Below are 24,502 nucleotides of genomic sequence, written 5' to 3'. Positions count from 1 at the left end.
CGCGAGCAAGCCCGCTCCCACCTTTGGAATGCATTTCACTGTGGGAGCGAGCCTGCTCGCGAAGCTCTTCGGGTTATTCCGGGATTTCGACCAGCCCATCGACATCGGTCATCGCCCGCTCCAGCAGATCCGCCGGCAAACTCTTGCTGGCCCGCGCGCCGAGCAATTTGAGCTGCTCACTGCGGCTGACCAGGTTGCCGCGCCCTTCCGTGAGTTTGTTGCGCGCCGAGCTGTAGGCCTTGTCCAGCTGTTGCAGGCGATTGCCGACTTCGTCCAGATCCTGAATGAACAGCACGAATTTGTCGTACAGCCAGCCGGCACGCTCGGCGATTTCCCGCGCGTTCTGGCTTTGCCGCTCCTGCTTCCACAGGCTGTCGATCACCCGTAACGTCGCCAACAACGTGGTCGGACTGACGATCACGATGTTGCGGTCGAACGCTTCCTGGAACAACGCCGGCTCGGCCTGCAATGCGGCCGAAAACGCCGCTTCGATCGGCACGAACAGCAAGACGAAATCGAGGCTGTGCAGGCCTTCCAGACGCTTGTAATCCTTGCCGGCGAGGCCTTTGACGTGGCTGCGCAGGGACAGCACGTGCTGCTTGATCGCGACCTGGCCGAGGGTGTCATCTTCGGCGGCAACGTACTGCTGATAGGCAGTGAGGCTGACCTTGGAGTCGACCACCACCTGCTTGTCGCCCGGCAGGTAAATGATCACATCCGGCTGGAAGCGCTCGCCGTCCGGCCCCTTGAGGTTGACCTGAGTCTGGTACTCGCGGCCCTTCTCCAGACCCGCGTGTTCCAGCACCCGCTCAAGAATCAGCTCACCCCAGTTGCCTTGGGTCTTCTGGCCTTTGAGGGCGCGGGTCAGGTTGGTCGCTTCGTCGCTCAGGCGCAGATTCAGCGCTTGCAGACGCTCCAGCTCCTTGGCCAGCGAGAAGCGTTCGCGGGCTTCGGCCTGATAGCTTTCTTCCACGCGTTTTTCGAAGGATTGGATGCGTTCTTTCAGCGGATCGAGCAACTGCCCGAGGCGCTGTTGACTGGTTTCGGCAAAGCGCTGTTCACGTTCATCGAAGATCTTCCCTGCCAGCTCGGCGAATTGCGCGCGCAGCTCATCGCGCGAGCCTTGCAGGTCGTTGAGGCGTTGTTGATGGCTTTCCTGTTGCTCGCGCAGTTCGGCGTTGAGCGACGCGGCCTGTGCGTCGAGACGCCGCAATTCGGCCTCTTTGTTGGCACGCTCGATGTTCCACGCGTGGGAAGCGTCACGGGCGTCATCACGCTCGATCTGCAGCAGCTCGACTTCGCGGCGCAGGGCCGCCAGCTCCGCCTGTTTGGCGGCATTGGCCTGGCCGAGGTCGACGATTTCATCGCGGCTGGCTTCAAGTTGGGCGTTGAGCCCGTCCTGCGCCAGTTGCGCCATGGCCAGACGCTCTTCGAGCAAGGCGACCTCGGCTTGCCGATCACTGGCCCGCCGCTGCAGTTGCCAGGCCAGCGCCAGCAGCGGCAATCCCGCGCCCGCCAGACCCAGCAACACGCTGGTCAAGTCCATAGCCATAGCCACTCCTGCCGATTCGATAAAGCCTGAAGGTTAACCAAGGCGTGGGGCGTTGGACAGCTCAGTCTTCGAGCAGACCGAGTTCCCGTTGTGCACGCCGGTCGCCGGCGCGGGCGGCCTGGCGCAGCAGATCCTGCCCGATGCGCCGATCACGGGCATTGCCGCACTCGCGGCACATCAATTGGCCGAGACGACTTTGCGCGGCGACCACGCCTTCGCGCGCCGGTTGCTTGAGCAGACGCCCCGCCAGATGCTTGGCATTACGGCTATCGCCCAGGCGCGGGCTGTCGAGCAGCCATTCGGCCACACGCACGGAAAATCGCTTGGGAGGGGTAACACGAGGGTGTTCGGAGGTAACAGAGTCTGATACTGAGCGAAACTTCATAAAACACTGTGGGACAGATCGGAAGGCGCGCCACTCTACTCTCTTTTTCGTACAGGTAAAGTCGAAAAAAACCCGGCACGCCCGTCCTAGAGCAAGCGCTAGGGACAATCCACAGAAGCTGTGGATAACTCAGTGGACAACCGCTCCCGAACCTCCGCAAAGCCTTGTGGAATGGGGCTCGCAGTCAAACTGACGATTTTTTCACCAACAAAAAAAGACGATATTTTTCATTGACTTAAACTTTTGATACAGGCAGCCATCGGGGTCAGGATTGATATGACACCAAGGTTACCGTCTGCGCAACTAATGTGCACAAGTACCTGTTACCCGGTTATATCGATGCGCTTTTTTGGCCCGTTTTGCGCCTCGGACTGGGGATAAGCGGGTTGGCGCTGGGCATGGCTGCACGCTTTTGTGGCGACGGATGGTTTCTTCGCGAGCAGGCTCGCTCCTACAATCGGCCCCGTTCTCCCGTGGGAGCGAGCCTGCTCGCGAAGGGGCCAGCCCTGTCCCCCGTGATCCGCGCCACCGACCGAAATCTTTTTTTGCCGCCGGGTTTGCATTGCCCAGGACGTTCCGTTACTATCCGCGGCGTTAGTACCAAGCTGAAAGTCAATTCCGGTCGAACACATCCCCACGGTCAATCTTCTTCCCAGAAGCCCTTCACCGAAAAAAGCGGGAACGACCCCTCGATGGTTTCCAGGTAAATCTTGCGCCGACACTGCCTTTGAATGAATGCAAAGGGTGTTGCGAAGACCACTTACTCTGACCGAACCAGCCTGCAAATTGATCAGGATCTTCACCCCGGGCCCAGAACCTTTGCCCTCGATGTGTTGCCTGTCCTCCTAAGTACCTACCTGCCAGCCCAAGCGCGCCAACTTATCAGCGCTTCAAACTGGCTGCTTTGTTCCAGTCGGGTTCTTTGTTCGACCAATGGTGGTCGACATTACTGGAACGTTTTAACGTTGCACGGTTCTTATCCGTGTCATTTGTAGGAACACCTAATAACTATGTCTACTCAAATCCAGACTCAGGATGCCATTCGCACCCTAACCAACGCTTTTGCCCCAATGAACTGCCTGATCATGGCCGCTCGCAAAGGCTGCTTCAGCTTCACCGTGGTCAATGAACACGGGATCGCTCGCCACAGCGAGCGTCTGTACCCCGATCAATACTCCAGCGCCGAACCGCTGCAGGCCATTATTGATCGTACGCGTCAGGCATTGATTGCCTGAGAGCCGAAAAGGCTGCAAAAGCAAAAGCCCCGCACAAAATGCGGGGTTTTTTATTGCCCGATATTTCGCTTTTAGCCCTTCAGGCCTAAGCACCTTCGGATATAACGCCTGTGGCTCGCTGCCGGAAATATTTTAAAAACAGGCCTTTACGTCGCGAATATGACACTACACTTCAACTCAAGCGGCTTGATCCGCTTTCGGCGAGCCTGATTCGATCCACCGCTGCCAAGGCCCCTTCAGGTATCGCCGCCCAATTACAAGATCCGAGGGTTTTATGGGTATCGCTGCCAGCGAACTGTGCCGCTATGTGATCCGTCCCACACTGATTTATCTGGGACGCCACTGCGCAACTGCCGAATCCCTGCTGCTGGGCATTGCCGCCAGCCAGTCCGCCCTCGGTTCCGCCCTGCATGACCGCCGTGGCCACGGCCTCTACCGGATTGCCGAGCACCGCCACCAGGCCCTTTGGGATCACTATCTGGCACTCGATCCGGAGCGTGCGAGCCTGGTTCGCGGCCTCGCCAGCCAACATGCTTTTTTGAGCGGCCCGCACCTGGAATTGACCGTCAACCTGCGTTACGCCACCGCCATCGCCTGGCTGCTGGTAGAAGAACAACACACCACCCTCCCCGCCCCGGACGATCTGCTGGGCATGGCGCGAATCTGGCGTCAGACCTTCCAGCCGCAAGGTCGTCTGCGCGACTTCACCTACGCCTGGCAAACCTGTGTTTCACCGGTGAATCAGGTCGCGTGTTGACTGGCGAGTTTCAGAAGATCGCTCAACAGGTCGCGAATCTGGTCGGATTGTCCTACAAAACCGCTCTAACTCAAGCCATACGGACTATAGCGCTGGGACGAAAATGTTGGTAATTTTCGCCCCGGTGATCACCAGGAGTTCTAATAATGAAAAAAGTCATGCTCAAAACCACCCTTAGCCTCGCCGTTACCATGGCATCCACCCAGATCTTCGCAGCTGGCTTTGCCATCAACGAACACAGCATCAGCGGGATGGGCACTGGTTACGCTGGGCGATCCTCTTCTGCCGACGACGCAAGCACTGTTTATGGCAACCCTGCCGGCATGTCGCGCATCACGCGCGAACAAGTCACCGGCGGTGTTGCATTCCTCGATGCCAAGACCGATATCAGCGACGCCAGCTCCAGCCCTAACGGCGGCAGCAACAAAGGCGACATGGTGCCCTTCACCTCCGTACCTATGGGCTTCTACGTCAAACCGATCGACGAGCATTGGGCATTCGGCCTCGGCGTGTACGTGCCGTTCGGCCTGATTACCGATTACGAAAAAGGCTTTGCCGGCCGTTACTTCGGCAGCAAGTCCGAAGTCCAGGTCATCACCTTCCAGCCGACTGTCAGCTATAAGTTCAACGACGTGGTCTCGGTAGGTTTCGGTCCGACCATCAACCGCATCGACGGCACCCTCGAGTCCAACCTCTCGGTGACTCAGCTGGCGCCGGACGGCAAGGTCAAGATCAAGGGTGACGACACCGCGCTGGGCTACAACATCGGCGTACTGGTACAGGCCACCGACACCACTCGCCTGGGTCTGACCTACCACTCGAAAGTCGACTACAAGCTCGAAGGCAACACCAAGGTCAACTACGGCGCACTGGCTGCAGTCGGTCTGGGCGCCAGCCAGAAGTACGACGCTTCGCTGAAGATCACCACACCTGAATCCGTGGACTTCTCGGTTACTCAAGCGATCAACGACCGCTGGAACGTCTATGCCGGTTCGACCTGGACCCGCTGGAGCCAGTTGAAGAAGATCACCGTTGAAAACTCGGGCGTACAGCCGCTGCTGGCCGGTCAGTTTGGCGAGATCACCGAAGACCAGAACTGGCACGACTCCTGGGCTTACGCCGTGGGTACTTCGTACCAACTGAACAAGGAATGGGTACTGCGTACCGGTCTGACCTTCGATCAGTCGCCGACCAACAACGTCGACCGTTCGCCACGCATTCCTACTGGCGACCGCACGATCTTCAGCATCGGTGCCGGCTGGAGCCCGACCGAAGACCTGACCATCGACGTGGCTTACTCGTACCTGAAGGAAGAGTCGGTCAAGATCCACAACCAGAACGATCGTGGCCAGACCTACGATGCCAAGTATGAAAACTCGGCAAACGGTTTCGGTGTTGGCGCTACTTACCGCTTCTGATGCTGCACGGCGAGGCTAAACCCTCGCCCACAGAAAAGCCCCGCTCTCTTTACAGAAAGCGGGGCTTTTTTGTGCCTATTCAAATACCACAGATCAAATGTGGGAGCGGGCTGGCTCGCGAATGCGGTCTGACATCCAGAACAAGTGCTGAATGATCCGCAGCCTTCGCGAGCAAGCCCGCTCCCACAAAAAGCGTGTGTTATCAGTTGAGCGGTTTTGAGGCGATGGCCTTTTCAACCGCCGCAATAAACTCCGGATCATCCGGTTTGGTCAGACTGGAGAAATTCGCGATCACCTTGCCCTGACGATCAATCACGTACTTGTAGAAATTCCACTTCGGCGCGCTGCTCTGCTCGGCCAGCACCTTGAACAGGTGAGTAGCATCGTCGCCACGGACTTTCTGCGGCTCGGTCATGGTGAAGGTCACGCCGTAATTGGCGTAGCAGACCTTGGCGGTTTCGGCGCTGTCCTTGGACTCCTGCTTGAAGTCATTGGACGGTACGCCGAGCATTTCCAGGCCTTGCGCCTTGTAGTGCTGATTGAGCGCTTCGAGGCCCTCGAACTGTGGGGCGAAGCCACAGAAACTGGCGGTATTGACCACCACCAGCGGCTTGCCGGCGTAGCGCTGGCACAGATCGACGGATTCCTTGGCGCGCAACTTGGGCAACGAACCTTGCAGCGCCTCCGGACAGTCAGCGGCCTGGGCCAGTCCGGTCAACGCCATCAACAACGCGGGTACAGCACACCAGCGCATGAACATGTCGGCATCCTTGATGCGGTTATCAGACATCGACGTTACTCGCCCTCCAAGCCTACAAGCAAGCACCCATGCCCAACTGCATCAACGCCAGCCCGCCCTGATGCCAGCCCCACCACACCAGCGCCAGCAACAGCGCGCCGAGTGCGATGAAGGCGATTCGCGGCCAGGAACGCTTCATACGGCGCCGACAGCCGGTTGCAGACGCGCCACCGGACGCTCGCGCACCGGCCAGTTCAGCGCAGCCGCCAGCAGGCTCAAGAGAATCGCCACTTGCCAGATCAAGTCATAACTCCCGGTACGGTCATACACCACCCCACCCAGCCAGCCGCCGAGGAACGAGCCGAGTTGATGAAAGAGGAACACGATACCGCCGAGCATGGACAGGTTACGCACGCCAAACAAGGTCGCCACCGTGCCGTTGGTCAACGGCACCGTCGACAGCCAGAGGAAGCCCATGGCCATGCCGAACAGGTACGCCGAGGTCGTCGTCACCGGCAGCCACAGAAACAGCACGATCACCACCGCACGCAGCAGATACAACGCCGTCAGCAGACGCGGCTTGGACATGCGCCCACCGAGCCAGCCGGCAGTATAAGTGCCGAAGATATTGAACAGCCCGATCAGCGCCAGCACTGTGGTGCCGACGGTTGCCGGCAGATGCTGATCAACCAGATAGGCCGGCAGATGCACGCCAATGAACACCACTTGGAAGCCGCAGACGAAAAATCCGAACGCCAGTAACCAGAACCCGGAATGCGAGCAGGCTTCGCGCAGCGCTTCAGACAGGGTCTGCTCATGACCGAACACCGGCAGCGGCTTGTCCTTGAGCATGCTCACCAACGGCACGATCAGCGCCACCAGCAAACCGAGTACCAACAGCGCCGCCGACCAGCCGAGCCAGCCGATCAAACCCAGCGTGCCCGGCAACATCGCAAACTGGCCGAACGAACCGGCAGCACTGGCGATGCCCATGCCCATGCTACGTTTTTCCGGCGGCACCGCACGACCGACCACGCCGAGAATCACCGAGAACGACGTACCGGACAGACCGATACCGATCAACAGACCGGCACTCAGCGACAGGGTCAGCGCCGAATCGGACAGCCCCATGCACACCAGGCCCCCGGCATACAGCACGCCGCCGACCAGCACCACTTTCGCCGCACCGAAACGGTCAGCCAGGGCGCCAGTGAACGGCTGCGCCAGACCCCAGATCAGGTTCTGCAAGGCGATGGCGAAGGCAAACACTTCGCGCCCCCAGCCGAACTGCGCACTCATCGGCGACAGGAACAGACCGAAGCCGTGCCGCACGCCCAACGACAACGCCAGAATCAGCGCACTTCCCAGCAACACCCAACCGCACGTACGCCACATCGATGTCATTGTTATTCTCCGTTCGCGGGTATATACCCGCTTAAAACCGGAAAAACCGGCCTTCAGGCCAGTTCATCCAACAGTCGCAGCAAGGTTTCACGCTTCTCGGCGCCCAGACGATCGATCAATCGCTGTTGCGCCGCTTCCCAGGCCGGCAGCGCCGCCGCGAGGCGTTGTGCACCGGTTTCGGTGAGCCGGACGATGCGATTGCGCATGTCCTCGCCCTCGGCCAGCGCCACCAGGCCCTCGCCTTCGAGCACCCGCAGGTTGCGCCCCAGGGTGCTGCGATCCAGACCCATGGCTTCGGCCAGTTCCGAGATGCTCGGTTGATCCAGACGCTGCAGGTTGCACAGCAAAGAATACTGGGCAACGTTGATCCCGAAGCCGTCGAGAGCGCCGTCGTAATGCCTGCTGACGCCACGAGCGGCGCGACGCAGGTTGGTGCACAAACACTGAGAAGGAAGCATGATGCGTGTATATACCCGCGACTGTGTTAAATCAAGTTACATGTAGTGATTCAAGAACATTTCCGGCGCCTGACGGGTCGCCTTCGCGAGCAAGCCCGCTCCCACAGGGGAATGCATTCCAAGGGTGGGAGCGGGCTTGCTCGCGAAGAGGCCGACACGGTTATAGAGAAATCTCAGGCCAACGCCAACCCCACCAACACCGCCATCTCCAGCAATTCCAGCAACGCCCCCGCCGTATCGCCCGTAGTCCCGCCCAACCGCCGCACCATCACCCGCCGCAGCCAGACAAACCCGACGAACGCGACAACCAGCGCAACAATCGCTTTCACCCCGGCAATCAGCAAACACGCCAGCACACTCGCCCCGAGCACCCACCAACCAGCTCTACGCGGCAAATGATCAGCCAACGCCTGCCCCAACCCACCCGCGCGCACATACGGCGTGGTCAGAAACAGCCCCAGCAGCGCCGCCCGCCCCAGCAACGGCACGATGATCAACATCACCGCATCCCCCTGCTCGACCAGCGCCAGCAACGCGCAGAACTTCAGCAGCAACACCAACACCAGCGTCACCACGGCAATCGGCCCGCTGCGCGGATCCTTCATGATCGTCAGCGTGCGCTCGCGATCACCGAAACCGCCAAGCCAGGCATCGGCGCTGTCGGCCAGTCCGTCGAGGTGCAGCGCGCCGCTGAGCAGCACCCACACCGTCAGCAACAGCGCCGCATGCAGCAACAACGGTGCGCCGGCCAACGCCAGGTTGAATGCCCAGAGGATCCCTCCGAACAGCAACCCCACCAGCGGATAAAACAACAGCGAACGCCCGAGCTGTTGCGGCTCCGGCATCCCCGGCAGACGAATCGGCAAACTACTGAGAAATTGCAGGGCGATCCACAGTGGCAGCATCTCAGTGACCTTCCTTGAGCGAACCATCGGCTTCAACGGTCAGGGAAAACAATGAAGCATGCGCGACTTCGACATTGAGCAACTGCTCACGCGGCAAACCTCGCGCCTGCGCCAGCAACAGACGCATCACGCCGCCATGACTGATCAACAAAACGCGTTCACCGGCATTGGCCTGATGCAACCGCGCAACCGCGCCCAGCACGCGAGCCGCAAAATCGCTGACCGGCTCACCCTGCGGCGGGGTGAAGGCATAGGGATCAGCCCAGAACAGCCCCAGCGCTTCGGCATCAGTCTCCATCAACGCCGCTGCGCTCTGGCCTTCCCAGGCACCGAAGTGCAGTTCCTGCAGATCCTTGTCCAACTGCACCGGCAGATTCAGTTGTTCGCCCAGCTCTGCAGCGAACCGCGCGCAACGCTGCAGCGGCGAACTGATCAGCCGGTCCCACGGCCCGCCCACCAGCACCGCGGCACGCATCTGTGCCCAGCCCTTTTCGGTGAGCGCATCATCGAGACTGCCGCGCAAACCGCCGCCCAGCTCAGTCTCACCGTGGCGCAGCAGGTCCAGACGCAAGGTCATGCCGGACGATCCGCCACCGCGGCTTCGGCGAACGTCGCCATCTGCCCGTGAAGGTCACAGGCCAGACGCAACAGCGGCACGGCCAATGCCGCGCCGCTGCCCTCGCCCAGACGCAGGCCGAGCTCCAGCAACGGTTCGGCGTTAAGTGTTTCCAGCACATGGCGATGGCCCGGCTCGGCCCCACGATGACCGAACAGCAGCCACTCGCGGCAGGCCGGATTCAGCCGCACCGCGACCAACGCGGCGACCGTGCAGATAAAGCCGTCGACCAGCACCGCGACGCCTTCCTGCGCACAGGCCAGGTACGCGCCGACCAGTGCGGCGATTTCAAACCCGCCGAGGTTGAACAGGGTTTGCAGCGCATCGCCGCGCTGTGCTGCGTGCAGCGCCAGTGCGCGCTCGATCACTTGCGCTTTATGGCTGACGCCCTCGGCATTCAACCCGGTACCGGGACCGGTCAGGTGCACCACCGGGCAATCGAGCAAGGCACACGCCAGCGCACTGGCGGCAGTGGTGTTGCCGATGCCCATTTCGCCACCGATGAACAACTCTGAACCAACGGCTTTGGCGCGCAGCACGCTGTCACGACCGGCCTGCAAGGCAAGTTCGCCCTGTGCCTGGGTCATCGCCGCGCCCTTGGCGAAATTCGCCGTGCCAGGGCCGATGTTCAGATGACGCACGCCCGGCAGATTCAACGTCGGTGTCACGGTGCCCAGATCGACCACTTCCAGCTGTGCATCGAGCTGCCGCGCCAGCACGCTGATCGCCGCGCCGCCGCTGACGAAGTTGAGCAACATCTGCCCAGTGACTTCCTGCGGGAATGCCGAAACGCCTTCCGCGACCACCCCGTGATCACCAGCGAAAATCGCGATCCAGACTTGCTTAAGGGTCGGCTTGATCTGTCCCTGCAATCCGGCCAGTTGCACCGCCACGCTTTCGAGGCGACCGAGGGAGCCGGCCGGTTTGGTCAGTTGCAGTTGGCGCGCCGCCGCCTGTTCAACGATCTCGGCATTCACGGATTGGCACGGGTTCAACCACCACGCTTGAGTCATAACGCAGGTCCTTTCAGGGTCAGGGGCAGGCCGGCGACGGTCAGGACGACTCGCTGACAACGCTCGGCCAGAGCTTGATGCAGCCAACCGGCTTCATCGACGTAGCGGCGAGTCAATTCGCCCAGCGGCACGACACCCATTCCGGTCTCGTTGCTGACAAAAATGATTTCCCCCGGCAATGACGCCAGGCAGTCCAGCAGGGCTTCACGCTCGGCGGCGAGCCGCGTGGCGTCATCGAGCATCAGCAGATTGGTCAGCCACAGGGTCAGGCAATCCACCAGCAGGCAACGCTCGGCACTGGCGTTTTCGCGCAGGACGCGGGCCAGTTCCAAAGGCTCTTCGATCAGCGCCCATTCGGCCGGACGCCGCGCGCGGTGATGGGCGACGCGTTCATTCATCTCGCCGTCCAGCGGCTGGCTGGTGGCGATGTAAGTGACCGCCAGGTGGCTGGCGCTGGCGAGTTTTTCCGCCAGGCGACTTTTGCCGGAGCGGGCGCCGCCGAGGATCAGTTGGAGCATGGGGACATCCTGAAAATTATGTGTTGAGGCAACCGCCCCCTTCGCGAGCAAGCCCGCTCCCACATGGGAATGCGTTCCAAAGTGGGAGCGGGCTTGCTCGCGAAGAGGCCGGGACAGCCAACCTAGATTCCGCAAAGCTGACGCAACAAATCGGTATCCAGATGCTGCTCCACCAGATCCGCCAACCGCTCGATATCGCGCTCGCGCAAGCCGTGGTAATCCACCTCCTGCACATCGCTCAACCCGGCCCAGCGCAGCAACGCGGCACTGGCTTGCGGTGATTCAAACAAGCCGTGCAGATAAGTACCGAACACCTGCCCGTCCAGACTCTGCGCGCCGTCGCAACGACCGTCATCCAGATGCACCGCCGCGTTCTCCAGCGCCGGCCCCAGCGTCACGCCCGCATGGATTTCATAGCCACTGACCTCGGCGTTTTCCAGCGCCAGATGCCCACGGACATTGCGCAACTGCTTCTCGGCTTCCAGCGTGGTTTCGAACGCCAGCAAACCGAGGCCGGCACTGGAACCCGGCGCGCCTTCGAGGCCCAGCGGATCGTGCACTTGCTCGCCGAGCATTTGCAGACCGCCGCAGATCCCTAGCAACTTGCCGCCATAGCGCAAGTGCCGATTAATCGCCGCGTCCCAGCCGTTGGCGCGCAGATACGCGAGGTCGCTGCGCACGCTTTTCGAGCCGGGCAGGATGATCAGGTCGGCGGCAGGGATCGCCTGCCCCGAGCCGATGAATTGCAGATCGACCTGCGGATGCAAACGCAGCGGATCAAAGTCAGTGTGATTGCTGATGCGCGGCAGCACCGGCACCACCACTTTCAGCACTTGCTCGGCCTTGTCGGTCTGGCGCTGGTCGATGCCGTCCTCGGCCTCCAGATGCAGGTCCATCACGTATGGCAGCACGCCCACCACCGGTTTGCCGGTGCGCTGTTCCAGCCAGTCGAGGCCCGGTTGCAGCAAGGCGATGTCACCGCGAAAACGATTGATGATGAAACCTTTGACCCGTGCCTGTTCGCTCGGCGAAAGCAACTCCAGCGTGCCGACCAGATGCGCAAAAACGCCGCCGCGATTGATGTCGGCGATCAGCAGCACCGGGCAATCCACCGCTTCAGCAAAGCCCATGTTGGCGATGTCACCGGCACGCAGATTGATTTCGGCCGGCGAGCCAGCGCCTTCAACCATCACCAGCGGATACGCCGCGCTGAGTCGCTGGTGCGACGCGAGCACCGCTTGCATGGCGATGGCTTTGTAGTCGTGATAGGCCACCGCGTTCATGCTGGTGACCGCGCGGCCATGGATGATTACTTGCGCGCCGGTGTCGCTGTTGGGCTTGAGCAGCACCGGGTTCATGTCGGTGTGTGGTTCGAGATGCGCCGCTTGCGCCTGCACCGCTTGCGCCCGGCCGATCTCGCCGCCGTCGGCGGTCACCGCGCTGTTGAGCGCCATGTTCTGCGGTTTGAACGGCACCACCGCCACGCCCTGACGGGTGGCCCAGCGGCACAGCGCCGTCACCAGCGTGCTTTTACCGGCGTCGGACGTGGTGCCTTGCACCATCAGCGTGGTCATTTCGATTCCTTGGCAAAGGCTTGCAGCGCCTGTTCGAGACGCGCTTCTTCAGCGGCGTTGGCAGGCAGGCCGAAACGCAGGCTGCTGTTGTGGGTGAAGATGCGCAGGAGGATGCCGCGTCGGGCCATGAACTCGTGCAGCGCAGGCGCGTGCTCGGTGATCAGCCACTGAAACAACGCGCAACCGCCCTGAGGTTTGAAGCCATAGCGCTCCAGCAACAATGCCAGGCGTTCACTGGCTTCATCGCTGCGAATGCGTTGCCGGGTGTGCGCTTCGGTGTCTTGCAGGCAAGCCTGACCGAGCACCCGCGTCGGCCCGCTGACCGCCCAGGGCCCGACCTGTTCCGCGAGTAATCTGAGCAGTTTGCGCTCGGCCAGCACAAAGCCCAGACGCACCCCCGCCAGACCGAAAAACTTGCCGAACGAGCGCAACACGATCAGGCCAACTTGATGGGTGTGCGAGGCCAGACTCAGCTGCGGTGTGTTATCCATGAACGCTTCATCGACCACCAGCCAGCCGCCACGCTGGGCCAGCCGAGCGTGCCAGTCGAGCAGCCGCGCCGGGGTCAGGCTCAGACCCGTGGGGTTGTTCGGATTGACCACCACCAGCACGTCGAGGCTGTCGAGAAAGAACTCGACTTCCTGCTCCAGCACTTCGCGCACGATGTAACCACTGCGACGCCAGGCTTCGGCGTGCTCGGCATAACACGGCGACAACACACCGACCTTGCCGGCGCGGCGCAAACGCGGCAGCAATTGGATCGCCATCTGCGAACCGGCCACCGGCAGCACCTGCGAAGCGCCGTAGTAATCACACGCGGCCTGTTCCAGCCCGTCGTCGGTTTCCGGCAAGCGTGCCCAGGCGCGCAACGGAATCTCCGGCACTGCAAATGGCCACGGCGCGAGGCCGCTGGACAAGTCGAGCCAGTCGGCTTCGGCAATCCCGTAATCGAGTGCAGCCTTGCGCAGCCGGCCACCGTGCTCAAGCATAGAATTCAGCCCCCACGCAGAGAATCAGCAGCCATAACCATACCCCGCGCTGGACCAATTGCCAGCCACGATCAATCGAATCGGCATCCGCCGGCGGACCTTCACCCAGTTGTGGACGCTCATGCAGTTCGCCGTGATAGATCGCTGGCCCGCCCAGTTCGACACCCAACGCACCGGCACCGGCCGCCATCACCGGACCGGCATTCGGGCTGTCCCATTGCGGGCCCTGGCTGCGCCAGCATTTCCAGGCGAGCCGGGTGTTGCCCAGCAGCGCGTAGGTCAGCGCCACCAGCCGGGCCGGAATATAGTTGAGCACGTCGTCGATTTTTGCCGCGCACCAGCCGAAGCGTTCGAAGCGTTCGTTGCGATAGCCCCACATCGCGTCGAGCGTATTGCTCAGGCGATAGAGCACCACGCCCGGCGCGCCGGCCACGACAAACCAGAACAGCGCGGCGAACACCGCGTCACTGCCGTTTTCCAGCACCGATTCGGTGGCGGCACGGGCGACCGCGGTGCTGTCCAGTTCGCTGGTCTGGCGGCTGACCAGATAGCCGACACGCTTGCGCGCTTCTTCCAGATCATCAGCGCGCAAGGCGGCGGCTACCGGCGCGACATGCTCACCGAGGCTGCGCATGCCGAGGGCGCAATACAGCGCCAGAATCTCGACGATCCAGCCCACGTACGGTGCCCAGGAAAACGCGGTGGCAAGCAAGGTCAGCGGCAGCACCGCGATCACCCACGCGGTGACCCCGTGACTGCGCCAGCCGCGCCCGCCTGCATTGAAACGGCGCTCGATGCGCCCGGCAAAATTGCCGAACGCCACCAGCGGATGCCAGCGTTTCGGTTCACCCAGCAGCGCATCCAGCGCGACCGCGGCGACACTCAACAACGCCACACTCATTGACTCACTCCCCAATAATTTTCGTACAGCAACTCATTGAGCGGCCGCGCCTGCGCCCACCCTTCGAGTACCAGCATCGGCGCCGGATAGAATGCCTTGACCGGCCCCAGGCACAATACCGCCAACGGCTTGGCCCCGGCCGGCAGTTGCAGCAGATCGGCCAGTGCCTGCGGTTCGAACAGCGACACCCAGCCCATGCCCAGTCCTTCGGCACGGGACGCCAGCCACAGATTCTGAATCGCGCAGGACAGCGACGCCATGTCCATTTCCGGCAGCGTGCGACGGCCGAAAATGTGTTTTTCGCGATCATCCATCAGCGCTGCGACCAGCACTTCGGCGCAGTCGTTGATGCCTTCGACCTTGAGCTTCATGAACTCATCGCTGCGCTCGCCGAGGGCTTCGGCGGTGCGGATGCGTTCTTCTTCGACGAGGTTCTGGATCTGCCCGCGCAAGGCGCGATCGCTGATGCGGATGAAACGCCATGGCTGCATCAGACCGACGCTGGGCGCCTGATGCGCGGCTTCGAGTAGACGGCGCAGCAGCTCCGGTTCGACCGTGCCGCCGGTGAAGTGGCGCATGTCGCGGCGTTCGGCGATGGCTTTATAGACCGCTGTGCGCTCGGCCTCAGTGAATGCGTTGTCGGTCATGGCCTCTTCGCGAGCAAGCCCGCTCCCACAGGGGTTAGGTGATCCAATGTGGGAGCGAGCTTGCTCGCGAAGGCGGCCTCAAGATCTGGCACAAACAGTGCCGCGATAGCCGCAGGATTCGACGGAAAGTAAAAATGCACGTACGACGCCGTCATCCGCCCTTCCCGATAAACCGCCTCGGCCCCGCGCCCGCCGTTGGGGCTGATGCCCCGGGCAATCGGCGTCAGTTCGGTGCTGGTCAGGGAATGGTGATAGGTGTGCCCACGCAGCGAGCCCTCCGGCAGATCCACCGCTTGCAGTGCCAGTGCCGCCAGACGTTTTTGCATCACCGCCTCACCGCGCAGCAGCCCGACCAGTTCGGCGCGGGTGCCGTCGACATCGGTCAACGCGTCGAGCAGATAGAGCATGCCGCCACATTCGGCGAGCAGCGGTTTGCCAGCGGCGTGGTGCACACGGATCGCATCGAGCATCGCGATGTTTTGCGATAACGCGACATGATGCAATTCCGGGTAACCACCGGGCAGATACAGACTGTCGGCCGCAGGCAATTGCGTATCGCGGATCGGCGAGAAGAAACTCAACTCGGCGCCCATCGCCCGTAGCAGGTCGAGACTGGCGCCGTAGGTGAAGGCAAAGGCCTCATCGCGAGCGACAGCAATGCGCACGCCGTCGAGCAGCGGTTCAGCAGGGATCACTTCGGGCGCGGCGAATGCCACGGCCGGTGGCAGCGCTACCTCGCAACTGCTGGCCAAGGCTTCGGCAGCCGCGTCGAGACGCAGGTCGAGGTCATTCAGTTCACTGGCCTGCACCAGGCCGAGATGGCGGCTCGGCAACTCGATCCCGGTTTCCCGGGACAATGCGCCGTACCAGCGCAAACCTTCGGTGAGGCTGCCTTCGAGCAATTGCGCATGACGCAAAGTGCCGACACGGTTGGCCAGCACGCCGGCAAACGGCAGGTCCGGCTGATAACGCGCCAGCCCCAGCGCCAAGGCACCAAAGGTCTGGGCCATGGCGGTGCCGTCGATCACGCCGAGCACCGGTACGCCAAAATGCCGCGCCAGATCAGCGCTGGACGGCGTGCCGTCGAACAAGCCCATCACGCCTTCGATCAGGATCAGATCGGCTTCGGCGGCGGCTTCCCATAACAGACGGCGGCTTTCCTGCTCGCCGACCATCCACATGTCCAGTTGATACACCGGCGCACCGCTGGCGCGCTCGAGAATCATCGGGTCGAGAAAGTCCGGGCCGCACTTGAACACGCGCACCTTGCGCCCCTGGTTGCGATGCAAGCGCGCGAGCGCGGCGGTGACGGTGGTCTTGCCCTGACCGGAGGCCGGCGCGGCAATCAGTACCGCCGGGCAGTGACGTGGTTGATTCAAAGTTCGACGCCTTTCTGCGCTTTGATGCCAGCCTGGAAGGCGTGTTTGAGCATGCCCATTTCGGTGACGGTATCGCCCATCTCGATCATTTCCGGCTTGGCCGCGCGACCGGTGACGATTACGTGCTGCATCGGCGGACGCGCCTGCAAGTCGCTGAGCACTCGATCCAGATCGAGGTAGCCGTGCTTGAGGGCGATGTTCAGTTCGTCCAGCACCACCAGGCCGATCGACGGATCACGCAGCAGCTCGCGGGACACTTCCCACGCGGCTTCGGCGGCGGCGATGTCACGCTGGCGATCCTGGGTTTCCCAGGTGAAGCCCTCGCCCATCACGTGAAAGCGCACTTGCTCGGGGAAACGGCGGAAGAACAGTTCTTCGCCTGTGCTGTTGCGGCCCTTGATGAACTGCACCACGCCGCACTGCATGCCGTGGCCCATGGCGCGGGCGAGCATGCCGAACGCCGAGCTGCTTTTGCCTTTGCCATTGCCGGTGAGCACCAGCACCAGACCGCATTCGTCAGGCGAATTGGCGATGCGTTCGTCGATCACGGCTTTTTTGCGCTGCATACGCGCCAGATGGCGTTCGTCGCGCTCGGGGGAATCGGTCATGGGGGAGCTCTCCGTTGAGGCTGGATAACGGCGGGCAGGCACAAGAATAGACGGCAAAAAGCCTGGCATCGCCCACCGTGATGCCGCTGGATGGATCAGGCCGGTCTCCGGGCTCATGAGCGGCGAATCGCCTGACTGCGCGCCTTCCCGCGTCGTCGACACAGTGGCTCAATGCACAGTTTTCACTCATTTACCGTTGCGGGGGCAGCGCCGGGATCGTGATCGTGCTTCGCCTGAAGACAACCCTCACCGGCTTCCCTGTTTCACTCTGTCGACATGCGTCACAGAGCACCTGAAACAAGCCGCGAAGGTTAGAGGGTTGGGGGTGGAGCGTCAATTAAAGAGGGGGCCGTCGGGCGAATAACTGCCGTCGATCAATTATCTGACGCCAATCTTGTGCCACACTGAGACAAGTGATATCAAAGAGCCATGCTTTTGATTGAAAAGCACATCACAACAATAAGGATGATGACGATGCAAGGCATGATCATCAGCAACCCGCGCCTGGAATTCCTGCGCCCGATGCTTGAACGCTGGTTTGACTGTATCGACCGCTACAACGCCATTCGCGGCGACAACGACACCCCTTACTGGCATGACGAGAAAGCCAATCTCGGCTTGCTCTCCGCGGCAGCCTGGATGGCCGAGCTGGTGACCCTTTGTGATACCTCGACCCGAAAGCAGAACGAGGATGGCGAGCGCAATGCCCGCGCCGATCTGTTCATCGCCGGCGCCGAAGACCGCGCCTACCTTCAGGCCACCCAGCGCTGGCCACGGGTCAACAACCTCAATCTGACCCAGGCCCTGCTGGACATCACCAGCGACGCCAAACGCATCAGTTTTGCCAGCGACCTCAAGCTCGGTTGCCTGTTCGTCGCCCCGCAAAAAGCCCAACACAGCGCCAGCCCCGAAGAGTTGCAGGACATGGTCGACGACCTGCAAAAGGAACACTGCTGCGCAGTGGCCTGGTATTTCCCCTACGCCTACCGCAAGTTGCGCAGCGAAGCGGGCAACTATCACCCGGGCATCGCCGTGCTGTTCAAAGAGGCCCGCGGTTGAGCGGTTGAACCATCGGGTGCGCACACTCCTCTATGATTAGGCATGCATTCATAGGGAAGATCAGTAATGCGCAAAACCCAACTCGCTCTCGTCATCGCCCTCGCCGGAGGGCTCGCCGCCTGTGGTGAATCCTCCAGCCTGCAAGTTTCCGACGGCACCGGCCCGTCACCGAAACTGCCCGAACCGAACAAAACCCTGATCCCGACGGTGAACATCGCCCCGGCGATCGGCTGGCCCGCCGGCGGCAAACCGACCGCCGCAGCCGGCACGCAGGTCGCAGCATTCGCCGAAGGCCTCGATCATCCGCGCTGGCTCTACGTGCTGCCCAACGGTGACGTGCTGGTGGCGGAAACCAACGCTCCGCCCAAGCCTGACGACAGCAGCGGCATTCGTGGCTGGGTGATGAAGAAAGTCATGGGCAAGGCCGGCGCTGGTGTGCCGAGCCCGAACCGCATCACCCTGTTGCGCGACGCCGACCACGACGGCGTGGCCGAGACCCGCACGGTGTTTCTGCAAAACCTCAATTCGCCGTTTGGCATGACCCTGGTCGGTAACGATTTGTACGTCGCTGACACCGATCGCCTGCTGCGCTTCCACTACGAATCCGGCGCGACCGAGATCAAGACGCAGCCGATCAAAGTCACCGATCTGCCGGGCGGCACGCTGAACCATCACTGGACCAAAAACGTCATCGCCAGCAAGGACGGCAGCAAGCTGTACGTCACTGTCGGCTCGAACAGCAACGTCGGCGAGAATGGTCTGGATAAAGAAGAAGGTCGCGCCGCGATCTGGGAAGTCGATCGCGCCACCGGCAACCACCGGATCTTCGCCTCGGGCATCCGCAACCCCAACGGCCTGGCGTGGGAGCCGACCACGGGTGCGCTGTGGACAGCGGTCAACGAACGTGACGAAATCGGCAGCGACTTGGTGCCGGACTACATCACCTCGGTCAAGGACGGTGGCTTCTATGGCTGGCCCTTCAGCTATTACGGTCAGCACGTGGATGTGCGAGTTAAGCCGCAAAATCTGGATCTGGTGGCCAAAGCTATCGCCCCGGACTACGCCGTCGGCCCGCACACTGCCTCGCTGGGCCTGACCTTCGCCGAAGGCAACAGCCTGCCGGCGCAGTTCAAGGAAGGCGCGTTCATCGGTCAACACGGCTCGTGGAACCGCAAACCGCACAGTGGTTATAAAGTGATTTTCGTACCGTTCGCGGCCGGCAAGCCGAATGGAGCACCGGTGGATGTGCTGACCGGTTTCCTCGACAAGGACGAGAACGCTTTGGGTCGCCCGGTAGGCGTGGTGATCGACCAGCAAGGTGGTTTGCTGGTGGCGGATGATGTGGGGAACAAGGTTTGGCGGGTGTCGGCCGCTAAATAAATCAGGGCCCGACACATAACAAATGTGGGAGCGGGCTTGCTCGCGAAAGCGTCAGGTCATTCAACATCATGGGTGAATGACACACCGCATTCGCGAGCAAGCCCGCTCCCACATTTAGATTTTCAGCGTTTACGGGTTATGCGCCAGATGCTCCGGCTGCAACACCCGCTTGGCACTCAGGTACGCCTTCTGCCAGTACGCCTTCGACAGACTGTCCAGCTTCACCGTGCCGCCGGTGGCCGGCGCGTGCACGAAGCGCCCTTCCCCGACGTAGATCCCCGCATGACTGACCTGCGAGCCGCCATTGGTGGCGAAGAAGATCAGGTCGCCGGTCTGCAAACCCTCTTTGCCGACATTCGGCGCCTGCATCACGATCATCTCGCGCGTCGAACGCGGCAAAGAGATACCGGCAGCATCGCGGTAGACGAAACCGATCAGGCCACTGCAATCGAACCCGGAATCCGGTGTGTTGCCGCCCCAGCGATAAGGTGTGCCAACCAGGCCCAGCGCGCGAAACAGCACGTCTTCAGCAGCCGGCGAAAAAGCCTGGGAAGGCCCGAACACCACCGGGGCGCGTACCACGGGAGCAGGCGGCGGAGTGCGGCTGGCGCAGGCGCTGAGCAGCGCTGCGAAGAAAATCACTGTGAGGCGGGCCGACATCGTCATAAGCAGAACATCCTGATCTGGCTGCGGCTTTCTCTGCCGAATGGACAGAAACAAAACCGCCTGCGGAGCACGCAGGCGGTTTGCCATCAATATAGATACAGGATTCTAGCGGCTACGCGGCAAACTTCAAGTAAGACTTTAACTTCACCTTGTAAAGTCTAGGTCTACTCCCTTGCCGGGCACCGTTTTTGTCGCCACGGACGTGGCGACAACAGGGGAATTACTTGCGAGCGGTGACCACGGTCGGAGCCATCGCGAGGGCGCGCTTGGCTTCGATGAAGGTCTTGCTCCAGTAGCTGTCACCCAGGCTGTCGATGCGAACACCGCCGCTGCGACGACTGCTGGAGTGGATGAACTGATTGTCACCCAGGTAGATCCCGGCGTGGCTTACACGACCGCGACGACCATTGGTGGCGAAGAACAGCAGATCGCCCGGCTCAAGGTTGCCGCGCGAGACCAGAGGCGCATCGACGTTGATCATTTCACGGGTGGAGCGCGGCAGATTCATGCCGGCTTCTTCGCGGAACAGATAACCGATGAAACCGCTGCAGTCGAAGCCGGCTTCAGAGGTACCGCCGAAACGGTAACGGGTACCGATCAGGGACATGCCGCGTTCAAGGATACTGTCGGCCAGAACCGGGAGCTCGTACGGCTTCTTGTTGAAGTCCGAGAGTTCTTTTTCGGTGTCCAGCTCTTCCTGGTAAATAACGGAAGACTGGGCAGTGGCAGAATTTTTAACCTGCTGAGGCTGCTCTTGAACTGGAGAATGAGCAGCGCAACCGAACAACAGGGTGACGAGTGCGAGAGGCACGAGGGGTGCGAAGCGATTTAGCATGGGCACGACCGTGGCTGAAGTTGTAAAGAAGCCGAGACTATGCCCGCTATCGGCCTCATTTGCAAATTCAATCGATCTTTTTGTGACTTCCCGGTTTCTCGTTTACATCTAAGCGCTTAAGCCCATTTGACTCGATACGCGGTCTGCATACGTTGCGGAAACGCGAATTTTCTGGCGCCTGAAATATGTCGAAACGTGCTGAAAGCCTCGTATTTCAAGGGCTGGCTACCAACCGAGGGTCTCTTTCAGGAACGGAATCGTCAACTTGCGTTGCGCCTGCAACGAGGCCTGATCCAGCTGTTCGAGCAGGTCGAACAATGCACTCATGCTGCGGGTGCCGCGAGTCAGAATAAAGTGTCCGACTTCATCGGTCAGATGCAGACCGCGACGCGACGCGCGCAATTGCAGGGCACGCAATTTGTCTTCATCGGAGAGCGGACGCATCTGGAAGATCAGCGCCAGGGTCAGGCGCGATTTGAGGTCAGCCAGCTTCACCGGCAGCTCGCGCGGCGAGGTTGAAGCGGCAATCAGCAAACGTCGACCGCTGTCACGCAGGCGGTTGAACAGATGAAACATCGCCTCTTCCCAGTCCGGCTTGCCGGCAATCACCTGCAAGTCATCCAGGCAGACCAGTTCGTACTGCTCAAGGTTGTCGAGGATTTCGATACCACGATCCATCAGCTCGGCCAGCGGCAGATACACCGCCGGTTCACCCATCTGCTCGAAACGCAGACATGCCGCCTGCAAAAGATGCGTACGCCCTACCCCATGCTTGCCCCACAGGTAGATGAGGCTTTCGGTCCAGCCGGCGTCGGCTTCGCATAGGCGCTCGACATAGCCGAGTGCAGCGGCATTGGCGCCTGGGTAGTAGTTGATGAAGGTGGCGTCGTCACGCAGACGCACACCTAGGGGCAGCTGAATCGGTTTCATGCTGACTGAACAGTTCTCAAGGAACCGTTAGTGGCCTCTGTGTAAAGTTTGCGAAGTTTATACCCGTGAAGCTGAGCGCACAATGCGACAGACCCCAAGCAAAATCAAAGGTTTGCGTTAACACGCTGGTTTTATGACAGTTTCTCTGACGCGGTATCGAAACACCCCGCCGCAAAACACGGGCCAACCCGGCACAATGCCGGGCCGCCCGTGATCGGATTACAACTCGGGATCATCTGCCCCGCTGTAAATATCCGAGTCCTTGTACAAATCGTGCACGTGACGCACCAGCACCATGATCACCGCCGCCACCGGCAATGCCAGCAGCACACCGGTAAAGCCGAACAGCTCGCCGCCGGCCAGGATCGCGAAGATCACCGCCACCGGATGCAGGCCGATCCGGTCGCCGACCAGCAGCGGCGTCAGCACCATGCCTTCCAGCGCCTGCCCGACCATGAACACCGCAACGATGCCGATCATCGGGTACAGGTCGCCACCGAACTGGAACAGCCCGGCAATCAGCGCCGCGCCAATACCGATCACAAAACCCATGTACGGCACGATTGCCGCGAGGCCTGCGATCAGGCCGATCAACAGCCCCAGTTCCAGACCAACAATCATCAGGCCCGCTGCGTAGATCACGCCCAGCGCCAGCATCACCAGCAGTTGCCCGCGCACGAAAGCGCCGAGCACTTCGTGGCACTCACCGGCGAGCGAGACGATGGTTTCTTCACGATCACGCGGCAACAGGCTGCGGATCTTGGCCATCATCACGTCCCAGTCGCGCAGCAGATAAAAACTCACCACTGGAATCAGCACCAGATTCGCCAGCCAGCCGATCAGCGCCAGACTCGAGGCCGTCGCCTGACTCAGCACCACACCGACGATGTCAGTGGTCTGCCCCATGTGTTCGCTGATCGCCGCCTTGACCTTGTCGAACTTCCAGAAGCCGTCAGACAGGCCCAGCTTCGATTGCGCCCACGGCAGCGCCGTGTGCTGCAGCCAGTCAAGCATTTGCGGCGCCAACTCATACAAACGCACCAACTGCTTGGCAAGCATCGGCACCAGCACCAACAGCAACGTGGTGACGATCAGAGTGAACAAGGCGAACACCGCGATCACACCCCAGGTTCGCGACAAACCGAGTTTCTCCAGCCGATCCACCAGCGGATCGAACAGATACGCCAGCAGCAACGCCACCAGAAACGGCGTGAGGATCGGATGCAGCAACCAGACAAATGCGCAAAGCAGGACTACCCCACCGAGCCAGAACCAACGCCGCGTATCGGCCATTTACCACTCCCACTGCTTCTATATAAGGAAAGACTTACCAGCGAAACCGCAACGAAGGTGCTACCGGTGCAGGCGCTGGAGCCGCAACAGGCGCTGCACCTGCCACCGCTGGCTGCGGCGCTGCCACTGGCGTCGGTGCTTCGGCCGGCAACTCCTGCAACTTCGCCAGCGACAACTGCGCGCGCAACTGATCGGCACTGCCGTTGACCCGATACACGATGCGATCACCATCGACACTTTGCAGACGCACACCGAACGGTTCGAGTAACCGCAGCAGCGTGGCGTAATGCTCAAGATTCATGCCCTGCACTTCCAGGGTCTGTTGGCCCGAAGCACCAGGCTTGGCGACAAAGCGCGGCGCCAGACGCTCGGCCACCGCCAGCATCACGGCATCGGCCACGGCAGCCTGATCGGCGCCCTGCACACTGCCGGCCTCTTTCTGATCACCCAGCCACAGATGCCACTTGGCCTGCCACTGCCCGCCCTCTTCGTGCGCATGCACCGCCAGCAACGCATCCGCGCCGTAACGCTCCGAAGCGCCGCGCAATGGCGCGGGATCGGTGCCATCCAGCACTGGCGCGGTAGCCACCAGTTGCTCACTCAGATCCGCTAGCGGCAGACGCAGCGGCAAGCCGCGATGCTGAGCCGCAGAACGCAATGGTGCAGCCGCTGCCTGACCGTCGCCGACCAGGCTCGAACCTTCAGTCGAATCGTTCAGCCACCAGCTCAGAATCGACGGCCGACTCGCCCCCCACAATGACAGCCCGGCGCGACGCAGCGCCTGCTCGGTGGTGGCCGGATCGAAATCGACCTTGAGCACCTCCGGCGGCCCGGCATCGAAACCGAACTGACTGATGATCTGCTGCGGATCCTTGCGAATCGCTGCCAGCCCCGGATTCTGCGGAGCCTTGGGGTCACCGGTCAGGCGCAACACCAGCGTATCCAGTGCCGCCTGAGTGGCGCGATCACGCTCTTCCGGCGCCTGGCTGCTGACCGGCTGGCGCACTTGATAGAGACCCTTGAGGTTTTCGGCATGACTCGCCAGGCTGACCAACGACAAACAACCCACAACCAACAATTTACAAAAACGCATGGAAAATTCCCGTCGACAGGAGCGGCTGGAACAGGCCGCGTGAACCGGTTAAGCAAGGCTGTGACAATCTGCCATCGCAAAACATTCACACGCTAGCGGTAAGTTTTTGCACAGTGATAACGATAGACGGTTAATCGGCACACCTTAT

At 61.3% G+C, this 24,502-nt stretch carries 26 protein-coding genes and 1 riboswitch; of the genes, 5 read left to right on the top strand and 21 right to left on the bottom strand.

Annotation, left to right across the window (positions count from 1 at the left end):
• Nucleotides 1-73: 73 nt before the first annotated feature.
• Both rmuC and KCG87_RS26135 read right to left on the bottom strand, forming a co-directional pair.
• Nucleotides 74-1,438 carry a DNA recombination protein RmuC gene (gene rmuC, locus KCG87_RS26140; protein WP_167734194.1) on the bottom strand — a complete coding sequence of 455 codons (1,365 nt, stop codon included), beginning with the start codon at nucleotides 1,436-1,438 and terminating at the stop codon, nucleotides 74-76.
• 175 nt (nucleotides 1,439-1,613) lie between these two features.
• Complete coding sequence (locus tag KCG87_RS26135) at nucleotides 1,614-1,937, bottom strand: sel1 repeat family protein (RefSeq protein WP_081730279.1); 324 nt, start codon at nucleotides 1,935-1,937, stop codon at nucleotides 1,614-1,616.
• Nucleotides 1,938-2,947: 1,010 nt separating this feature from the next.
• On the opposite strand from KCG87_RS26135, the gene KCG87_RS26130 reads away from it, so the two are divergent.
• The 3 genes from KCG87_RS26130 to KCG87_RS26120 all read left to right on the top strand — a co-directional run bounded on the left by KCG87_RS26130 (nucleotide 2,948) and on the right by KCG87_RS26120 (nucleotide 5,347).
• The gene (locus KCG87_RS26130) at nucleotides 2,948-3,172 is read left to right on the top strand and encodes a hypothetical protein (RefSeq protein WP_007962908.1); all 225 of its coding nucleotides are present in this window, start codon (nucleotides 2,948-2,950) and stop codon (nucleotides 3,170-3,172) included.
• Between the two features lie 274 nt (nucleotides 3,173-3,446).
• The gene (locus tag KCG87_RS26125; protein ID WP_096797718.1) at nucleotides 3,447-3,929 is read left to right on the top strand and encodes a hypothetical protein; all 483 of its coding nucleotides are present in this window, start codon (nucleotides 3,447-3,449) and stop codon (nucleotides 3,927-3,929) included.
• 146 nt (nucleotides 3,930-4,075) lie between these two features.
• Nucleotides 4,076-5,347: an outer membrane protein transport protein gene (locus KCG87_RS26120; protein WP_210559130.1), complete on the top strand. Its 1,272-nt coding sequence runs from the start codon at nucleotides 4,076-4,078 to the stop codon at nucleotides 5,345-5,347.
• 202 nt (nucleotides 5,348-5,549) lie between these two features.
• On the opposite strand, the gene KCG87_RS26115 is transcribed toward KCG87_RS26120, so the two are convergent.
• The 14 genes from KCG87_RS26115 to cobO all read right to left on the bottom strand — a co-directional run bounded on the left by KCG87_RS26115 (nucleotide 5,550) and on the right by cobO (nucleotide 17,098).
• Nucleotides 5,550-6,107, bottom strand: a complete 558-nt coding sequence (locus KCG87_RS26115) for a redoxin domain-containing protein (RefSeq protein ID WP_003223074.1) — start codon at nucleotides 6,105-6,107, stop codon at nucleotides 5,550-5,552.
• Between the two features lie 52 nt (nucleotides 6,108-6,159).
• Nucleotides 6,160-6,285, bottom strand: coding sequence for a hypothetical protein (locus tag KCG87_RS27595; RefSeq protein ID WP_256616859.1), 126 nt, complete (start codon nucleotides 6,283-6,285; stop codon nucleotides 6,160-6,162).
• Nucleotides 6,282-7,490 (bottom strand): MFS transporter, encoded by a 1,209-nt coding sequence (locus KCG87_RS26110; RefSeq protein WP_098967891.1) that lies wholly within the window; start codon nucleotides 7,488-7,490, stop codon nucleotides 6,282-6,284. Before KCG87_RS26110 ends, KCG87_RS27595 begins: the two co-directional genes overlap by 4 nt.
• 53 nt (nucleotides 7,491-7,543) lie before the next feature.
• Nucleotides 7,544-7,948 carry a MarR family transcriptional regulator gene (locus KCG87_RS26105; RefSeq protein WP_007950413.1) on the bottom strand — a complete coding sequence of 135 codons (405 nt, stop codon included), beginning with the start codon at nucleotides 7,946-7,948 and terminating at the stop codon, nucleotides 7,544-7,546.
• 173 nt (nucleotides 7,949-8,121) lie between these two features.
• The gene (locus KCG87_RS26100) at nucleotides 8,122-8,853 is read right to left on the bottom strand and encodes an adenosylcobinamide-GDP ribazoletransferase (protein WP_210559131.1); all 732 of its coding nucleotides are present in this window, start codon (nucleotides 8,851-8,853) and stop codon (nucleotides 8,122-8,124) included.
• A 1-nt stretch (nucleotide 8,854) separates the two neighbouring features.
• The gene (gene cobC / locus KCG87_RS26095; RefSeq protein WP_098967889.1) at nucleotides 8,855-9,430 is read right to left on the bottom strand and encodes an alpha-ribazole phosphatase family protein; all 576 of its coding nucleotides are present in this window, start codon (nucleotides 9,428-9,430) and stop codon (nucleotides 8,855-8,857) included.
• Complete coding sequence (gene cobT / locus KCG87_RS26090; RefSeq protein ID WP_210559132.1) at nucleotides 9,427-10,482, bottom strand: nicotinate-nucleotide--dimethylbenzimidazole phosphoribosyltransferase; 1,056 nt, start codon at nucleotides 10,480-10,482, stop codon at nucleotides 9,427-9,429. The genes cobC and cobT overlap by 4 nt, the downstream gene beginning before the upstream one ends.
• Nucleotides 10,479-11,000, bottom strand: coding sequence for a bifunctional adenosylcobinamide kinase/adenosylcobinamide-phosphate guanylyltransferase (gene cobU / locus KCG87_RS26085; RefSeq protein WP_210559133.1), 522 nt, complete (start codon nucleotides 10,998-11,000; stop codon nucleotides 10,479-10,481). Before cobU ends, cobT begins: the two co-directional genes overlap by 4 nt.
• Nucleotides 11,001-11,122: 122 nt before the next feature.
• The gene (locus KCG87_RS26080) at nucleotides 11,123-12,574 is read right to left on the bottom strand and encodes a cobyric acid synthase (RefSeq protein ID WP_210559134.1); all 1,452 of its coding nucleotides are present in this window, start codon (nucleotides 12,572-12,574) and stop codon (nucleotides 11,123-11,125) included.
• Nucleotides 12,571-13,563, bottom strand: a complete 993-nt coding sequence (cobD, locus tag KCG87_RS26075; protein ID WP_098967885.1) for a threonine-phosphate decarboxylase CobD — start codon at nucleotides 13,561-13,563, stop codon at nucleotides 12,571-12,573. The genes KCG87_RS26080 and cobD overlap by 4 nt, the downstream gene beginning before the upstream one ends.
• A complete protein-coding gene (cbiB, locus tag KCG87_RS26070; protein ID WP_210559135.1) occupies nucleotides 13,556-14,464 on the bottom strand; it encodes an adenosylcobinamide-phosphate synthase CbiB in 909 nt (302 codons plus the stop codon). Before cbiB ends, cobD begins: the two co-directional genes overlap by 8 nt.
• Nucleotides 14,461-15,111, bottom strand: a complete 651-nt coding sequence (bluB, locus tag KCG87_RS26065) for a 5,6-dimethylbenzimidazole synthase (protein WP_210559136.1) — start codon at nucleotides 15,109-15,111, stop codon at nucleotides 14,461-14,463. Before bluB ends, cbiB begins: the two co-directional genes overlap by 4 nt.
• Nucleotides 15,108-16,490: a cobyrinate a,c-diamide synthase gene (locus KCG87_RS26060; RefSeq protein ID WP_210559137.1), complete on the bottom strand. Its 1,383-nt coding sequence runs from the start codon at nucleotides 16,488-16,490 to the stop codon at nucleotides 15,108-15,110. The genes bluB and KCG87_RS26060 overlap by 4 nt, the downstream gene beginning before the upstream one ends.
• Nucleotides 16,487-17,098 (bottom strand): cob(I)yrinic acid a,c-diamide adenosyltransferase, encoded by a 612-nt coding sequence (gene cobO / locus KCG87_RS26055; RefSeq protein WP_027614057.1) that lies wholly within the window; start codon nucleotides 17,096-17,098, stop codon nucleotides 16,487-16,489. The genes KCG87_RS26060 and cobO overlap by 4 nt, the downstream gene beginning before the upstream one ends.
• 80 nt (nucleotides 17,099-17,178) lie before the next feature.
• A riboswitch (cobalamin riboswitch) is annotated at nucleotides 17,179-17,409 on the bottom strand.
• A gap of 163 nt (nucleotides 17,410-17,572) precedes the next feature.
• Here cobO and KCG87_RS26050 point away from each other — a divergent pair.
• Nucleotides 17,573-18,157 carry a hypothetical protein gene (locus KCG87_RS26050; RefSeq protein ID WP_027614056.1) on the top strand — a complete coding sequence of 195 codons (585 nt, stop codon included), beginning with the start codon at nucleotides 17,573-17,575 and terminating at the stop codon, nucleotides 18,155-18,157.
• Between the two features lie 66 nt (nucleotides 18,158-18,223).
• Nucleotides 18,224-19,537, top strand: coding sequence for a sorbosone dehydrogenase family protein (locus KCG87_RS26045; RefSeq protein ID WP_210559138.1), 1,314 nt, complete (start codon nucleotides 18,224-18,226; stop codon nucleotides 19,535-19,537).
• A gap of 129 nt (nucleotides 19,538-19,666) precedes the next feature.
• Here the strand turns inward: KCG87_RS26045 and KCG87_RS26040 are convergent, their stop codons facing one another.
• The 5 genes from KCG87_RS26040 to KCG87_RS26020 form a co-directional block, all read right to left on the bottom strand.
• Nucleotides 19,667-20,203, bottom strand: a complete 537-nt coding sequence (locus tag KCG87_RS26040) for a C40 family peptidase (protein WP_027614054.1) — start codon at nucleotides 20,201-20,203, stop codon at nucleotides 19,667-19,669.
• 220 nt (nucleotides 20,204-20,423) lie between these two features.
• Nucleotides 20,424-21,038 carry an NlpC/P60 family protein gene (locus KCG87_RS26035; RefSeq protein ID WP_007962885.1) on the bottom strand — a complete coding sequence of 205 codons (615 nt, stop codon included), beginning with the start codon at nucleotides 21,036-21,038 and terminating at the stop codon, nucleotides 20,424-20,426.
• 225 nt (nucleotides 21,039-21,263) lie between these two features.
• Complete coding sequence (gene hda / locus KCG87_RS26030; RefSeq protein ID WP_025111852.1) at nucleotides 21,264-21,968, bottom strand: DnaA regulatory inactivator Hda; 705 nt, start codon at nucleotides 21,966-21,968, stop codon at nucleotides 21,264-21,266.
• A 219-nt stretch (nucleotides 21,969-22,187) separates the two neighbouring features.
• Nucleotides 22,188-23,261, bottom strand: coding sequence for an AI-2E family transporter (locus KCG87_RS26025; protein ID WP_134785784.1), 1,074 nt, complete (start codon nucleotides 23,259-23,261; stop codon nucleotides 22,188-22,190).
• A 34-nt stretch (nucleotides 23,262-23,295) separates the two neighbouring features.
• Complete coding sequence (locus KCG87_RS26020) at nucleotides 23,296-24,354, bottom strand: DUF2066 domain-containing protein (protein ID WP_027614052.1); 1,059 nt, start codon at nucleotides 24,352-24,354, stop codon at nucleotides 23,296-23,298.
• Nucleotides 24,355-24,502 lie beyond the last annotated feature (148 nt).

This window comes from Pseudomonas sp. MWU347 (assembly GCF_017947305.1).
Classification (GTDB): Bacteria; Pseudomonadota; Gammaproteobacteria; order Pseudomonadales; family Pseudomonadaceae; genus Aquipseudomonas; species Aquipseudomonas putida_A.
The sequence above is the reverse complement of the archived record's forward strand: the minus strand, read 5'-3'. Positions and strand labels throughout refer to the sequence as shown.